Below are 14,804 nucleotides of genomic sequence, written 5' to 3' on the forward strand. Positions count from 1 at the left end.
GGGGGCGTTGCACGGGCAATAACCTGTGCAACGCCCCCAGTACTTGTCCCCACCCCCGGCAGTTGGCCGGCGCCGGGCTACTTGGTGATGGTCACCGAGACCGGCGCGGAGGCGGTGGTCGCCGCGACGACGCGGAACTTGTTCACGCCGACCCGCCCGCTCTGCACCCACACCGAGTAGGTCGCCCGGCTGGTCACCTTGGTGGTGGCCGGGAACTTGACCCACTTGCCGTTCTCCAGGCGCTGCACCTGGACGACGGTGTTCTTCGCGATGCCGGTCGTCTTGCCGGTGAACGAGACCTTCGTCCACGCCTTCGCGGTGGTCTTGTCCGACTTGATCGTGATCGACTTGGCCGCGGCCGGCGTGCTCACCGCGCTCTGCTGAGTGGTGGCGGCGTTGGCCTGCAGGGTGCCGGCGATGCCGAGGCCCCCGGCGGCCAGTGCGAGACCGGCGACGGCGACGGCGGTACGGCGGATGAACTGTGCACGCATGATGTCTGGTTTCCCCTCGTTTTGTTGGTGTTACGGAGAGGGAGACGCGGCGGTGGAGGGAAAGGTTGTGTTACAACACCGTCTCAGGGCCGGCCGGCAGGACCAATCGGGCAAGTGCCCCACCGCCGGGTGCTTCGCCGAACGTCAACTCGGCGCCGAGGACCTTGGCGTGTCCGACCGCGATGGTCAGGCCGAGGCCGTGCCCGGCGCCGCGTTCGGCCATCCCGGACCGGAACCGGCGCGGGCCTTCGGCAATCAGTTCCTCGGGATAACCGTTGCCGTGGTCAACGACCTCGACCGTTCGGCCGCAGACCGTGGCCTCGACCGGCGGTTTGCCGTGCCGCAACCCGTTGACGATCAGGTTCGCGAGGATCCGCTCGATCCGCCGCGAATCGGTCGACACCGTCTCGTCCTGGCCGGACTGGTGCACGATCACGCTGTCCGGCGCGAGCGACTGCTGCATCCGCAACCGCCCGACCGCCGAGCCGACGAATGCACCGAGCCCGACCAGCTCCAGATCGGCTTGCTCGACGCCCGAGTCGAACCGGGCGATCTCCAGGAGATCCTCGACCAGTCGCCGCAGCACCTTTGCCCGATCGCGCACCAGTTCGCTGGGACGGCCCGGCGGCAGTAGCTCGGCGGCGGTGGTCAGCCCGGTCACCGGCGTACGCAGATCGTGGGCGACATCCGCCGTGAACCGGCGCTCCGCCTCGAGTTGGCCGCGTAGCGAGCTGGCCATCGTGTCCAGCGCGGTCGCCAACGACTGGACCTCATCCTTGCCTTTGCCAACGGCCTCGGCCGCGGACGCGTCCAGGTCGCCCGCCGCGATCCGCCGGGCCGTGCCCGCGACCGCGACGATCCGTTTGGACAGGCTGCCGGCCAGGATCACGCTGACCAGCGCGACCAGCGCGACCGTGCCGATCCCCCCGAGGATCAGGGCCTGCTGCAACGCCTTCATCGAGTCGTCGGTGCTCTCGTAGTCCTGCTCGATCGAGAGCACCTTGCCGTCCTTGACCGCGACCGCCGCCCACATCTTCGCGTGCGGCGACCCGGTCTTGAACGTGGCCCGCTTGCCTTCGAGCACCGCGTCCCGCAACTGCGGCGGCAGGTCCGGATCGTCCAGCTTCGCCCCGAACACCGGTACGTCGTTGGTGTCGTAGCTCTGCGCCGCGAGCTGGATCCGCTCGTCGGCGAAGCTGCGCGTCCGGTCCAGCCGGGCCGACTGGGCCTGGGTGTAGACCGCGACGCACAGCACCAGGATCGCGAGCGCGGAGACCAGCAGGAAGATGAGACCGAGCTTGCCGCGCAGTCCCATCTAGGCCCGCAGTTTGTACCCGAAGCCGCGGACGGTTTCGATGCGGTCGGCACCGATCTTGGTCCGTAGCCGCTGCAGGTGGACGTCGACCAGCCGGCCGTCACCACCCCACTCGTAGTCCCAGACCCGTTGCAGCAACGTCGACCGGCTCAGCACCACACCGGGGTTGTTCGCGAACTCGATCAGGAGCTTGAGCTCGGTCGGCGTCAGCTGGACGGTCTGTCCGCCGCGCCGTACCTCCAGCGCCTCCCGATCCAGTTCCAGGTCACCGAACGACTCCACGCCGGAGCCGGCCGCCGGTGCCGGACGCTCCGGGTCGGAGACCGCGCGCCGCATCACCGCCCGCAGCCGTGCCACCAGCACCTGGGTGTCGAACGGTTTGGTCACATAGTCGTCGGCGCCTGCTTCCAGGCCGAGTACGACGTCGAGCGCGTCTCCGCGTGCGGACACCATCACGATCGGGACCGTGCTGGTCTCGCGGATCCGCCGGCACACCGAGATACCGTCCAGCCCGGGCAGCATGATGTCGAGCATCACGACGTCGGGATGGATCTTCTCGAAGCGCTCGATCGCTTCCAGGCCGTCTTCGGCCGTGGTCACGTCGTAGCCGTGCCGCTCGAGGGTCAACTGGGTCGCCTCACGGATCACCGCGTCGTCCTCAACCATGAGAATGCGCGCTGCCGGTTCTTCCGGTACCACCGAACTTCAGTCTCCCTACTGGTCCGTCGAGCTCACCTTGATCATCTGCCGGCCGTTCCAACGGTAGACCTCGACCCGCCGGCCCGACGGGCAGCAGACCGGGTCGTCGATCGCGAAGATCTTCGACTCGACCACCAGGTCCCCTTGCGGGCTGGCGTTCACGGTCGGTTGCTCGACGTCCAGGCTCCAGATCGGTCGCGGGCCGGTTGGCTCGACGGCGATCAGGAAGATACCGAAGACGAATTTCTCCAGGGTATGGATGAGGACGATCTGCTGGGGTGAACCGCTGTGCAATACATCAACGGTCTTACCCCTGCTGAGGCAACGCGAAATCACGGTGCAATTCACGAGAACTGTCCGCGAGTACCCCGACAGGTGCCGGTCGGCGAGCAGCCGGGCCCGGACTTTGTACAGGTCAACAGCCACTTCGGGGGTGCGCCCGGCCTTGGGAGAGGCACCGCCGGTGCCGAACGCGACCGACGGCGTCGGGGTCGTCGGAGGGGGTGATTCGGGGCCCTCGACCCGCAGACCCCCGCCGTTCGCGCAGGCGGAGAGCGCGATCGTCGCGACCACCGCGGCGAGGGCAGGCAGGACGGTACGGCGCCACAGACTCATCGGGCGCCTCCTACCCTGCATCAAGTCCCCCCGCGAATTCGTACACGTCCTCAGTTCCATGGTGTCGGCCGGACGTCACATTCGACGGGCGTGGACGTCCAATGGCCTCGACAGTTCCATTGCGGTTCCGTCACAGCGCCCAGCCATCGGCTTACCCGGCAACGACCTTGCCCGGATTCAAGAGGTTGTTCGGGTCCAGCGCGGTCTTGATCGCCCGGTGGACGTCGAGCGCGACCGGCCCGATCTCCTCGGCCAGCCAAGCACGTTTCAGTACGCCGACGCCGTGCTCACCGGTGATCGTGCCGCCGAGCTCCAGCCCGATCTCCATCACCCGGTCGAACGCGACCTGGGCCCGCTCGGCCTGCGCCGGATCGGTCTGGTCGAAGACGACCGTCGGGTGCATGTTGCCGTCGCCGGCATGCCCGAGGACCCCGATCGTGATGTCCAGCTCGGCCGACAGCGCCTCGATCCGGCCGATGAACTCGGCCAGCCGCGAGCGCGGTACGGCGACGTCGTCGATCATCGTCGTACCGAGTTCCTCCAGGGCTGTCAGCGCGGCCCGGCGGCCCTCGAGCAGCAGCTCGCCCTCCGCGTCGTCCTCGGCCTCGATGCACTCCAGCGCGCCGTGGTCGCGGCACAGCTTCGCGACTGCGGCGACGTCGGCTGCGCCCGCCTCGCCGCCCGCGTCGGACTGGGCGATCAGCATCGCGGCCGCCTCGTCGGGCAGGTCCATCCGCTTGTACTTGTTGACCGCGCGGATCGTGGTCCGGTCCATGATCTCCAGCAGGCTGAGCGAGACGCCGCTGCGGATGATCTCCAGGATCGCGTTGCCGGCCTCGACGCCGGAGCCGAACAGTGCCGCCATCGTCTTAGGCTTCGCGGCGGCCGGGCGCAGCGCCAGGGTCGCCTCGGTGATGATGCCGAGGGTGCCTTCGCTGCCGACGATCAGCTTCACCAGGTCGTACCCGGCGACGCCCTTCACGGTCTTCCGCCCGGTCCGCAGGATCCGGCCGTCGGCGAGGACGACCTCGAGGCCGAGCACGTAGTCAGTGGTCACGCCGTACTTCACGCAGCACAGACCGCCGGAGTTCGTGGACAGGTTGCCGCCGATCGAGCAGAACTCCCAGCTGGACGGGTCCGGCGGGTAGAACAGCCCGTGCTCGGCGACCGCGCGGGACAGGACCGCGTTGTAGACGCCCGGCTGCGTCACGACGTACCGGTCGATGGGTTCGATCGCGAGGATCCGGTCCATCTTCTCCAGCGAGACGACGATGCAGCCGTCGAGCGCGTTGGCGGCGCCGGACAGGCCGGACCGCGCGCCCTGCGGCACGATCGGTACGCCGGCCTCGGCCGCGACCCGCACCGCTGCCTGGACGTGCGCGGTCTCCCGGGCCAGCACGACGGCGAGCGGCATCCCGGCCGGGCAGAACATCGCCCGGTCGTACCGGTAGCTCTCCATCCGGTCCGGATCGGTCACCAGTGCCTCGGGCGGCAGCACCTGACGCAACTGCTCGACAACCTCACTCATGAGGTCGAGCCTAGTTAATACTCCGCGGTACCGCGCGCCCCAGTTCAGCGGGTGCGCTTGGTGGCGTTCTCCGAGATCTCTTCGTAGCCCCCGCCGTAGTTGTGGTACTCGCGGCCGATGGCGGCGAACGTGATGCTGCCGGCGGTCGCCTTCACCTTCGGCGTCCGGCAGGTGCGCTGGCCCTGGATCACCGCGCCGTTGCCGCCGCTGCTGTCGCAGCTGAGCACCCGGCCGTCGTTGCCGCCGCCGTACTGCACCAGGAAGGCGTTGGCCTGCGCGTTGGCGACCAGCGGCGACGCCATGGTGATCTCGGCCCAGTACTGGTAGCAGCTGTCCCGGACAAGCCGGACCGTGCCCCAGCTCGGCGGCTGATGGTTACGCAGCATCGGCGCCGATGCGATGGACGTCGCACCCGAGCAGCTGGCGGCGGTGGCCGCCTCGGCCGGGAGTGCGGACAACGCGATCGCGCCCACGCCGGCCAGGCCGGCGGTGCTGAGCAGAATGCCCAGTGTCTTCATGACGAAACCCTTCCTGAGTGCACGCCCCGACGCACACTCAGGAAGGCACACTACGCGAACGGAGCCTGCCCGGACAGTCATTCCGGTAATCGGACGGCGACACGCCGTGTTCAGTTGCTACCGGCAAGGTTCTGGGCGTCGGTTACGCGATTAACCGGCTGTCAGAGGTTGCCGCGTCGCTCTTGTTCGCGCTCGATGGCCTCGAAGAGCGCCTTGAAGTTGCCCTTGCCGAAGCCGAGCGAGCCGTGCCGCTCGATCAGTTCGTAGAACATCGTCGGGCGGTCGCCGATCGGCGCGGTGAAGATCTGCAGCAGGTACCCGTCCTCGTCCCGGTCGACCAGGATGCCGCGCGACTGCAGGTCCTCGATCGGTACCCGCACCTCGCCGATCCGGGCCCGCAGCTCCGGGTCCTCGTAGTAGGAGTCCGGGGTGTTGAGGAACTCGACCCCGTTCGCCCGCATGATGTCGACCGTGCGCAGGATGTCGTTGGTCGCGAGCGCGATGTGCTGCGCGCCGGCGCCGTCGTAGAACTCCAGGAACTCGTCGATCTGCGACTTCTTCTTCGCCACCGCCGGCTCGTTCAGCGGGAACTTCACCCGGTGGTTGCCGTTGGCGACGACCTTGCTCATCAGCGCCGAGTAGTCGGTGGCGATGTCGTCACCGATGAACTCCGCCATGTTCACGAAGCCCATCACCTTGTTGTAGAAGGCAACCCACTCGTCCATCTTGCCGAGCTCGACGTTGCCGACCACATGGTCGACGGCCTGGAACAGCCGCTTCGGGTGCCCGTCGGGGCGGGTGACCTTGGTGGTCGCCGCGACGAAGCCGGGCAGGTACGGGCCGTCGTACTTGCTGCGGTCGATCAGGGTGTGACGAGTGTCGCCGTACGCCGCGATCGCCGCGCGGCGGATCGTGCCGTGCTCGTCGGACACGTCGTTCGGCTCCTCGAGGACGACGGCGCCGACCTTGCGCGCGTGCTCGATGCACTTGTCGACGTCCGGGACCTCGAGGGCGAGGTCGGCGACGCCGTCACCGTGCTTGCGGTGGTGGTCGAGCAGCGTGCTCTTCGGGCTGACACCACCGGAGATCACGAAGCGGGCGGAGCCGGCCTTGAGCACGTACGCCTTGCTGTCCTTGGAGCCGGTCTCGGGGCCGGAGTACGCGACCAGGTCCATTCCGAACGCGAGCTGGTACCACTTCGCGGTCTGGGTGGCGTTGCCGACCACGAACACCACCGCGTCCATGGCGGTGACCGGGAACGGGTCGGTGCTCTCGTCGTACGGCACCAGGCCGACGAGCTGCTTCAGCTGGTCGAGGTCGAGATCGGCGTCGAGCTCTGCGGGCGTGAGGTCGGTGCTGGTCATCGGGGTCCTCCCGGGTCGGGTACTTGCCGCCGAGCCTGGCTGTCGGGGCACAGGTTGCGCAACAGTTCCTTGTTTTGCTGGACAAGCTGTGCAGTATGCTGTGGATGTTGCTGGACTATTTGGTCAGTCTGACCATTGCGGGAGGGTGGCCATGACGGTCGATGCGCTGGACGCGCGGATCCTGGGGTTGTTCGCGGCCGAGCCGCGGGTCGGCGTACTGGAGGCGTCGCGCCGGCTGGGGGTCGCGCGCGGGACCGTGCAGGCGCGGCTGGACCGGCTGCAGCGCGACGGCGTGGTGCGCGGGTGGGGGCCGGACATCGACACGAGTGCGATCGGCTACCCGGTGACGGCGTTCGCGACGCTGCAGATCGAGCAGGGCTCAGGTCACACCACGGTCGCCGAGGCGCTCGCCCGCATCCCCGAGGTCCTCGAGGTCCACACCATCACCGGCGCCGAGGACCTCTGGTGCCGCATAGTCGCCCGCTCGAACGCCGACCTCCAACGCGTGATCGACCAGGTAGTCATCGTCCGAGGCATCCAACGCGCCTCCACAGTCATCGCCCTCGCCGAACAGATCCCCCACCGAGTGCTCCCCCTTGTAGAAGCAGCAACCACGAACTAGCACCCGGCCGGTGCTGACGTTGGTGGAGGCGGCGGGGCGGACCTCCGGCACTCACTAACTCGCCCGGAACGGCGTCGCCCGCGCTTGCTCAGGTGGGGTGCGGGCGGGGAGCGGGTGGTTGGTGAGTGGGGGGCGTCCGGGTCAGGCGAGGCGTTTGGCGACCTCGACGGCGGCGCGAGCCACGCGGGGGCCTACGAAATCGCGGTCGAGTTTGCCGAGGACGACGACGCCGATGGATGCCTCGACGCCTGGGACGCCGAGAACGGGCGAGGACACGCCTTGGGCGCCGGCCTGGAGTTCGCCGGAGGTGACGACGAAGGGGCGGCCGGCAGGGTCTGGCTTGCGACGGCCGGCCAGGATCGCCTTGCCTGCGGCGCCTTGGTCGAGCGAGTGCCGCGAACCCATCCGATAGGACACGTGGTAGTCGGTCCAGCTCGGCTCGACGACCGCGATCGCGAGCGCCTCCTCACCGTCCGCGACCGTCAGGTGGGCGGTGGCGCCGGTGTCCTCGGCGAGCGAGCGCAGGACCGGAAGCGCGGCATCACGCAGCGTCGGCTGAACGCGCCGGCTGTAGTGCAGTACGGCGAGACCGAGCCGGGCCCGCCCCTCGCTGTCACGGCGCACCAACCGGTGCAGTTCGAGCGTGTTCACCAGCCGGTACACGACCGTGCGACTGACGCCGAGCGCCGCTGCCAGCTCCGTGATGGACAGCCCGTCCGGGGCGTCCGCCAGCAACTCGAGGACAGTCAGCCCCCGGTCGAGCGTCTGCGAAGTCTCGGCGGGCACCTAGAAAGAGTATCCGGTAATCGGGCGCGGCCCGATGGCCCCGTATCTTGCTGCCGTGCGAAATTACTGGTCGCTGCTCCCCGCCATCGCCGTGATCGTCGGTCTGATCCTGATCTATGCCGTTCCGACGATCATCAATCCGCAGTGGACGAGTTCGATCACGGCGATGTTCCGCACCACCGCGGTGCCGGCCGACGCCACCCCCGAACAGGCCCGCCGGGCGGCCGGCATCCTCGGCCCGCAGCAGCTCAAGTCCCGCCGGATGCTGGCCATCGCAATGGTCGTCGGCGCGGTCGGGCTGATCGGCTTCAACATCTCGTTGAACCGCGAGGCGGTCGGCTGCTACAAGGCCGCCCGCGCGTTCGGGGCGATCGACGGCCCGGACACCAAGGACCCGTGCATCGACATGATCTACGGCACCTTCATCGGCGACGGCAAGGGCACGGTCGACGAGGCCAAGCCGCAGCCGGCGCTGTACTACCAGCTGGTCAAGGGCAAGAAGCCGAAGTACCTCAAGTGGATCCAGAACGCGCCCAAGTACGACGACGCGGATCTGGTGATCGGCACCGTCGGCAAGTGTGCCTCGGATCTCAAGGTCGAGGAGTCGGACGACCAGATCAAGGCGGTCGTGGACGTCGACGTGCCGTGCCCCGAGGACAGCAACATGTCGATGACCCCGATCAAGCTGAAGAAGCCGCTCGGCGACCGCAAGCTCGTCACGGTCGACGACAAGCCGATGACCGAGATCAACCCGGACATGGACTCCTGGTTCACCGTCCTGAAGAAGCTCGCCACCGGCGGCTAGCAGTCAGCTGAGCGCGCGCGTCTGGGAGTCGTAGACCCGGAACGGCCGGTTTCTGGCCAGCAGGATCAGGAGCCCGGTGACGCAGACGGCGGCCCCGCCGAGCAATGCGATGGTCGGGCTCGTCAGCGACGCCGTCGTACCTGCGACGAAGTCACCGAGCCGCGGGCCGCCGGCAACTACCACGATGAACACCCCCTGCAGGCGACCGCGCATCGCGTCCGGCGCCGCGGACTGCAGCACCGTGTTCCGGTACGCCGAACTCACCATGTCGGCCGCCCCGGACAGCGCGAGCAACGCCACGCCGAGCCAGATCGTGCGGGACAGCCCGAACAGCCCGACGGCAGCGGCGTACGCCGTGATCGCCAGCACGATCGCCACGCCCTGACGACGTACCCGGGTCACCCAGCCGGAGAAGATCACCCCGATCAGCGCCCCGATCGCCGGCGCGGCCTGGAGGAGGCCGACCGTCCGTACGCCGCCCCCGAAGAACGCGCCCGCCACGGCCGGGAACAGCGCGCGGGGTTGGGCGAACACCATGGCGAGGATGTCCGCGAGGAACGTCGCGAGCAGCGCTGGCGCGGCGCGCAGGAACGTGAACCCCTCGAGTACCGAGCGCAGCCCGGCCCGCCGTACGGCTCCTGTCGGCGGCACCGGTGGCAGGCGGAACAGCGCGTACAGCGCCGCGGTGAACGTGATCACGTCGACCAGGTACGCCGCCGCGAACCCGCGCCAGGCAATCACCGCCGCACCGAGCAGCGGGCCGGCCGTGAAGCCCAGGTTGAACGCGGCCTGGCTGAGCGTGTTCGCGGCCGGCAACAGTTCGGGCCGGATCAGCCGCGGGATGATCGCGGACCGGGCCGGGTTGTTGACCGCGAAGCACGCCGACTGGCAGGCGACCACGGCGTACAGCACCCAGACCTGTGCCCAGTCGAGGTGCGACTGCAGAACCAGGACCATCGAGAGCAGCCACAACCCCGACGACGAGACGAGGGCGAGCGTACGGCGGTCGATCGCGTCGGCCATCGCGCCGCCGTACAGCCCGAAGACGATCAGCGGGACCAGCGAGAACAGTCCGACCAGCCCGACCGCGAACGTCGAATGCGTCAGCGCGTACACCTGGATCGACACGGTCACGGCGGTCATCTGCTGCCCGAGCTGCGACACCGTCGACCCGATCCACAACCTCCGGAAGTCGGCGGACTCACGCAGCGGTCGGATGTCGGTCAGCAGACGCACCCAGACAACTTATGTCACAACGTGAAAAGTTAAACAGTCGGGAAACGCTCGTGGTCGAGCGGTTCGCCGGCGGTCAGATCGAGGCCGTCGGTGACCACGTGGCCGGCGCCGGTGTACGTCGCCTCGGCGTCGAAGTAGATGTTGACGTGCGCGATCCGCGGGTCGTCGGTGAGGTTCGGCGTCGCGGAGTGCGCCAGGTAGGCGTTGTGGAAGGTGCAGTCGCCGGCCTGCAGCGGGATCGTCAGGCGCTCCTCCCAGCGCAGATCGGGCGCGGCGCGGAACAGGTCGTCGCGGTCCGACAGGTCCTGACGGCGCAGGTTCTGGTGGTCCTGCGAGCCCGGGATGAACGTCATACAGCCACGCTCCACCGGTACGTCGACCAGCGCGATCCACGCGGACAGGGAAGCGCGGGAGTTTGCGTGCGGCCAGTACGGCGCGTCCTGGTGGAACTCGGTGGCCGCGCCGTTGTGGGGTGGCTTGATCAGCAGCTGGTCGTGCCAGATCCGCAGCGGTACGCCGGCCAGCGCGGTCGCCACCGCGGCGAGACGGGGATCCAGCGTGAGCTCCCGCAGTACGTCGTTCTGCTGCCAGACGTTGACGTACTGGTTGAAGATCTTCGACTCCTTGAACAGGTCGTCGGCGCCCGCGGTCCACTCGGTCGCGGCGGCCGCGAACCGGGCCGCCTCGTCGCGGCCGATGATGTTCCGGATCCGGACGACGCCGTCGCGGCGGTAGGCGGAAATGGTCTCTTCGTCGACGGTGACGGGTGCCGTAGGGTCGGTCGTGGTCATCGGTGTGCTCCTCGGATTCCGGTGGCCTGGAAGGTGTTTCCAGCGTCTCGGTTGCCGCGCTCCGGGGACAGGCGGTGGTTGACCAGGACTTGACGGATCTTGACCTCCTGGAGGCGGGATGCACAACGTGTTGAGCAGCGAGGTCTTCCCGGACCCGCGGTTACCGGTGGCCGGGGAGCGGCTCGAGGTGGTCGCGGACGTCGCGCCGCACAGCCACGCGTTCTTCGAGATCGGGGTCGTGGTGGCCGGCCGGGGTACGCACGTGTCGGCGGCCGGCGAGGTCGCGCTGGCGCCGGACTCGGTCGTCGTACTGCGGCCCGGTGAGTGGCACGGGTACGTCGACTGCGACAGGTTGGTGGTCCGCAATGCCTACCTAGGGCCGGATGTGTTCGGGTTGCTGTCCGGCGCGCTCGTACCGGGTGGCCGTGGGGACAGCCGTGGGGCCCGGGTTGGCGGGCCGGGTTTGCGGGCGCCGGCGCATCCGGCCGTGCAGCACGCGATGCGGCTGCTGGAGTCCGATCTCGCCGAACCTTGGACCCTCGACCAGCTCGCGGCCCGCGTCAACCTCGCGCCCGGGTACCTGATCCGGCTCTTCGGCAAGTCGGTCGGCCTGTCCCCGATGGCCTACCTCAACCGCATCCGCGCCGAGCGCGCCGCAGGCCTCCTGATCGAGACCGAGCTACCGGTCAGCACGATCGGAACCACCGTCGGCTGGCACGACCCGAGCCACGCGACGCGAAGATTCCGCTCAACATTCGGACTGAGTCCATCCCAGTACAGGTCCGCTTTCAGACCATAACCTCGTTCTTCCTTCTACTCCCCTCCCAGTGCATGTCCACTTTCAACCCGTAAGCAAAGATGTCCTTATGACGTCGTCGCTGCAAACGCCTGACCCGAATCCCGGCTGGCTGTCCGAGTTCGCCCTCGCCGAGACCCGGACCCGGGTACCGATCCTGTACGTCGAGGCCGTTCCGGCGCGCGTCGACACCTCCGGCCAGATCGAGCACATCGGGGTGCTGCTGCGGACGTCCCCCGCGACCGGCGAGATCACCCGCACGCTGGTCTCCGGCCGCGTGCAGCACAACGAGTCGATCCGCGACGCGCTGCAGCGCAACATCGAGAAAGACCTCGGCCCGGCCGCGTTCCCGCGACTCCCCGCCACGCTCGTCCCCGTCACTGTCGCGGAGTACTTCCCGTTCCCCGGCATGACCCCGCTGCACGACCCGCGCCAGCACGCGGTCGCCCTCGTGTACGTCGTCCCCGTCACCGGCGAGTGCAACCCGCGCCAGGACGCGCTCGAGCTGACCTGGCTGACCCCCGAAGAGGCCCTGTCCTCGAGCCTCCTCAACGACATGGAAGGCGGCCGCGGCCTCCTCATCAAGCAGGCACTCGCCTGGTCAGGCGCGATCGTCTAACCCGCACCCCCACCGCCCCACACAACTGAACCTACTGGGTTCAGAGGTGGAGGGACGGGCCGTGAACCTGCGCGTTCAGGGTGGGGTCGGAGTCGCGGTCTTCTACCAGGCCAGGCGGCCCTCCTCGGCGTACACGTGGCCGGTCGGGCCGTCTGCGGCCAGTGTTGCGAGCGCGACTGCTACTGCCGCACCCTGTGCGGGGGTGCGTGCCGCGCTCCAGCCGCCCATGTCCGTTGCACAGTTGCCTGGGTCCGCGCCGTTCACCAGGATGCCGGTGCCGCGCAGTTCGTTGGCGAGCATGACCGTCACCATGTTCACCGCCGCCTTCGACGAGTTGTAGCCGAGCGTCAGCACGGTCGACATCCGCGACTCCGGATCCCCGACCTGCTCGAACGACGCCAGCGACGTCGACAAGTTCACGATCCGCGCGGCCTCGGCCTTCCGGAGCAGCGGCAGGAACGCCTGCGTCACGCCCACCAGCCCGAGCACATTCGTCTCGAACGCCAACCGCAGTATGCCGGTCTCGATCCGCGACACCGCGTCGTCACCCACAGGGATGGTCGCCGCATTGTTGACCAGTACGTCGAGCCGCCCGTACTCCGCCGCGACCCGCTCCGCCGCCGTCCGCACCGACGCCGCGTCCGTCACCTCCAGCTGGACCCCGACCACATCGACGCCCTCGGCAACCAGTTCCTTCACTGCCAGCTCGCCGCGCTGCAGGTCCCGCGCCCCGGCTAGCACGGTGAACCCGGCCTGCCCCAACTGCCGTGCGATCTCCTTGCCGATCCCCTTGTTGGCGCCCGTAACGAGCGCGATCTTCGTCGTGTTCATGCCGCCAACCCTCCGGCGATCCGACGCATTCAGGCAGAGTCAGCCGAGGCTGGGACCGGCGGTCCCTGGCTCACCTCGCGAACGCCTGGGATCCTGGGACCATGGATCGCGACGGGCTGGCGGAGTTCCTGCGGGTACGGCGGGAGTCGTTGCAACCCTCCGACGTAGGACTCCCGGCCGGCCTGCGTCGACGTACGCCCGGGCTCCGCCGGGAAGAGGTGGCGAGCCTCGCGACCATGTCGACGGACTACTACACCCGCCTGGAGCAGGGTCGTGGTCCGCGCCCGTCCCGTGCGGTACTGACCGGGCTCGCCCGCGCGTTGCGGTTGTCGGACGACGAGCGCGGCCACCTGTTCCGGCTCGCGGGCGAGCAGCCCGCGCCGCCGCCGGGTCCGCCGGTGGAGGTGCGGACCGGCGTACTGCGGATGCTCGCGCGGCTCGACGTACCGGGTCTGGTCCTGGACGCGAAGTACGACGTACTCGCATGGAATCCGTTGGCCGCCGCGCTGATCACGGACTTCTCCGCGATCCCGCCACGGGGCCGGAATCTTCTTCGCCTGCGCTTCCTCACCGATCGGCAGCACGAGCTGTTCGGCGAAGAGGCCACGCGGGAGTTCGCACGCGAGGCGGCCGCCGATCTCCGCGCGGCCACGAGCACGTACCCGAACGATTCGGCCCTCGCCCAACTCGTCGAGGACCTGCTGGCCGGCAGCCCCGAGTTCGCGGAGATCTGGGCGCGGCACGAAGTCGGGCGGCAGCAGACGCTGTGCCAGACGATCTTCCACCCGCAGGTCGGGCAGATCGACGTGATCTGCGAGGTGCTCGTGGTTCCGGAGCGCGACCAGCGCGTGGTGCTCTACACGGCCGAGCCGGGTTCAGCGTCCGAGCAGGCGATCCGGCTGCTGGACGTGATCGGTCTGCAGGAGTTGACAACCAAGCGCTGATCAAGCGACTGTTTGATCCGTTGAATTCCGACGGAGAGGCTTGCCTGATGCGTAAGTTACTTACGGCGCTGGTCGTGCTCGGTTTGCTCGTCGTACCCCTCCGGGCGGCGGACGCTGACGAGACCGGGCCTGGGACGCTGGTGTTCGCCGACGAGTTCGACGGTACGGCGATCGACCGCGCCAAGTGGGCGATCCACTCGAACGCGGAAGCCGACGACTGCCTGGGCAACAAGGGCAACCAGCAACTCGAGTGGCACACGTGGGACGCGCTGTCGGTGCACGACGGCACGCTCACGATGACGGCGAAGAAGAACAACCCGGCGCCTGGGTACGAGTGGTCCGGGGCCCTGATCACGACCGGGCAGGCCTGCGGGCTCGAGCCGTCGCAGTCGTTCGCCGTACAGGCGGGCGACTACATCGAGACGCGCTTGAAGCTCCCGTCCGCCAAGGGTTTCTGGCCGTCCACCTGGACCTGGAACGGCAACGGCTCCAACGAGCAGGACACGTACGAGTTCTACAGCGACAACCACAACGCGCTGTACCTCACCAACCACCAGTCCCCCGGCGGCGGCTGCACCTACCAGTCCCCCACCGACCTCACCACCGACTGGCACACGATCGCCCAGCAACTCGGCCCCGACGAAACCGTCTGGTACCTCGACGGCAAGGAAATCTGCCGCCAGGGCCCGTACTCCGGCACCGGCGACGCCCTCATCCTCGACCTGTTCGTCTACGGCAACATCCCACCCACCGTGACCGCGGAGTCAATGCAACTCGACTACGTCCACGTGTACCGCTCCTGAAGACTGAGGCCCAGCACCCATAGGCGACTAGGGTGCTGGGC

17 protein-coding genes are annotated in these 14,804 nt (G+C 68.5%); 6 read left to right on the plus strand and 11 right to left on the minus strand.

Going from position 1 to position 14,804, the window contains the following annotated elements; genetic code table 11:
* Nucleotides 1-77 precede the first annotated feature (77 nt).
* The 7 genes from ACWF0M_RS35840 to hppD all read right to left on the minus strand — a co-directional run bounded on the left by ACWF0M_RS35840 (nt 78) and on the right by hppD (nt 6,530).
* Nucleotides 78-491, minus strand: coding sequence for a hypothetical protein (locus ACWF0M_RS35840; RefSeq protein ID WP_452240206.1), 414 nt, complete (start codon nt 489-491; stop codon nt 78-80).
* A 70-nt stretch (nt 492-561) separates the two neighbouring features.
* Nucleotides 562-1,806 (minus strand): HAMP domain-containing sensor histidine kinase, encoded by a 1,245-nt coding sequence (locus tag ACWF0M_RS35845; RefSeq protein ID WP_452240207.1) that lies wholly within the window; start codon nt 1,804-1,806, stop codon nt 562-564.
* Complete coding sequence (gene cseB / locus ACWF0M_RS35850; RefSeq protein ID WP_452240208.1) at nt 1,807-2,472, minus strand: two-component system response regulator CseB; 666 nt, start codon at nt 2,470-2,472, stop codon at nt 1,807-1,809.
* A 48-nt stretch (nt 2,473-2,520) separates the two neighbouring features.
* Entirely contained in the window at nt 2,521-3,120 is a 600-nt protein-coding gene (locus tag ACWF0M_RS35855) for a hypothetical protein (protein WP_452240209.1), read from the minus strand.
* A 151-nt stretch (nt 3,121-3,271) separates the two neighbouring features.
* Nucleotides 3,272-4,648, minus strand: a complete 1,377-nt coding sequence (locus tag ACWF0M_RS35860; protein WP_452240210.1) for an FAD-binding oxidoreductase — start codon at nt 4,646-4,648, stop codon at nt 3,272-3,274.
* A gap of 44 nt (nt 4,649-4,692) precedes the next feature.
* Nucleotides 4,693-5,166 carry a hypothetical protein gene (locus ACWF0M_RS35865; RefSeq protein ID WP_452240211.1) on the minus strand — a complete coding sequence of 158 codons (474 nt, stop codon included), beginning with the start codon at nt 5,164-5,166 and terminating at the stop codon, nt 4,693-4,695.
* A gap of 161 nt (nt 5,167-5,327) precedes the next feature.
* Nucleotides 5,328-6,530, minus strand: coding sequence for a 4-hydroxyphenylpyruvate dioxygenase (gene hppD, locus ACWF0M_RS35870; protein ID WP_452240212.1), 1,203 nt, complete (start codon nt 6,528-6,530; stop codon nt 5,328-5,330).
* Between the two features lie 151 nt (nt 6,531-6,681).
* On the opposite strand from hppD, the gene ACWF0M_RS35875 reads away from it, so the two are divergent.
* Nucleotides 6,682-7,152 (plus strand): Lrp/AsnC family transcriptional regulator, encoded by a 471-nt coding sequence (locus ACWF0M_RS35875; protein WP_452240213.1) that lies wholly within the window; start codon nt 6,682-6,684, stop codon nt 7,150-7,152.
* Nucleotides 7,153-7,293: 141 nt separating this feature from the next.
* On the opposite strand, the gene ACWF0M_RS35880 is transcribed toward ACWF0M_RS35875, so the two are convergent.
* Entirely contained in the window at nt 7,294-7,938 is a 645-nt protein-coding gene (locus ACWF0M_RS35880) for an IclR family transcriptional regulator (RefSeq protein WP_130382015.1), read from the minus strand.
* 55 nt (nt 7,939-7,993) lie between these two features.
* On the opposite strand from ACWF0M_RS35880, the gene ACWF0M_RS35885 reads away from it, so the two are divergent.
* Nucleotides 7,994-8,743, plus strand: a complete 750-nt coding sequence (locus ACWF0M_RS35885; RefSeq protein WP_452240214.1) for a hypothetical protein — start codon at nt 7,994-7,996, stop codon at nt 8,741-8,743.
* Between the two features lie 3 nt (nt 8,744-8,746).
* On the opposite strand, the gene ACWF0M_RS35890 is transcribed toward ACWF0M_RS35885, so the two are convergent.
* Together ACWF0M_RS35890 and ACWF0M_RS35895 are read right to left on the minus strand one after the other, a co-directional pair.
* Nucleotides 8,747-9,979, minus strand: a complete 1,233-nt coding sequence (locus tag ACWF0M_RS35890) for an MFS transporter (RefSeq protein ID WP_452240215.1) — start codon at nt 9,977-9,979, stop codon at nt 8,747-8,749.
* 29 nt (nt 9,980-10,008) lie between these two features.
* Nucleotides 10,009-10,770 carry a phytanoyl-CoA dioxygenase family protein gene (locus tag ACWF0M_RS35895; protein ID WP_452240216.1) on the minus strand — a complete coding sequence of 254 codons (762 nt, stop codon included), beginning with the start codon at nt 10,768-10,770 and terminating at the stop codon, nt 10,009-10,011.
* 118 nt (nt 10,771-10,888) lie between these two features.
* Here ACWF0M_RS35895 and ACWF0M_RS35900 point away from each other — a divergent pair, with 118 nt between their 5' ends.
* The gene (locus ACWF0M_RS35900) at nt 10,889-11,569 is read left to right on the plus strand and encodes a helix-turn-helix domain-containing protein (protein WP_452240217.1); all 681 of its coding nucleotides are present in this window, start codon (nt 10,889-10,891) and stop codon (nt 11,567-11,569) included.
* Between the two features lie 67 nt (nt 11,570-11,636).
* Nucleotides 11,637-12,185: an NUDIX hydrolase family protein gene (locus ACWF0M_RS35905; protein WP_452240218.1), complete on the plus strand. Its 549-nt coding sequence runs from the start codon at nt 11,637-11,639 to the stop codon at nt 12,183-12,185.
* 102 nt (nt 12,186-12,287) lie between these two features.
* Here ACWF0M_RS35905 and ACWF0M_RS35910 read toward each other — a convergent pair whose 3' ends face one another.
* Nucleotides 12,288-13,016 (minus strand): SDR family NAD(P)-dependent oxidoreductase, encoded by a 729-nt coding sequence (locus ACWF0M_RS35910; protein ID WP_452240219.1) that lies wholly within the window; start codon nt 13,014-13,016, stop codon nt 12,288-12,290.
* A gap of 101 nt (nt 13,017-13,117) precedes the next feature.
* Between ACWF0M_RS35910 and ACWF0M_RS35915 the strand changes: the two genes are divergently transcribed.
* Both ACWF0M_RS35915 and ACWF0M_RS35920 read left to right on the plus strand, forming a co-directional pair.
* The gene (locus ACWF0M_RS35915; RefSeq protein ID WP_452240220.1) at nt 13,118-13,960 is read left to right on the plus strand and encodes a helix-turn-helix transcriptional regulator; all 843 of its coding nucleotides are present in this window, start codon (nt 13,118-13,120) and stop codon (nt 13,958-13,960) included.
* A 47-nt stretch (nt 13,961-14,007) separates the two neighbouring features.
* A complete protein-coding gene (locus tag ACWF0M_RS35920; protein ID WP_452240221.1) occupies nt 14,008-14,763 on the plus strand; it encodes a glycoside hydrolase family 16 protein in 756 nt (251 codons plus the stop codon).
* Nucleotides 14,764-14,804: the final 41 nt, after the last annotated feature.

The organism is Kribbella sp. NPDC055110 (assembly GCF_053607525.1).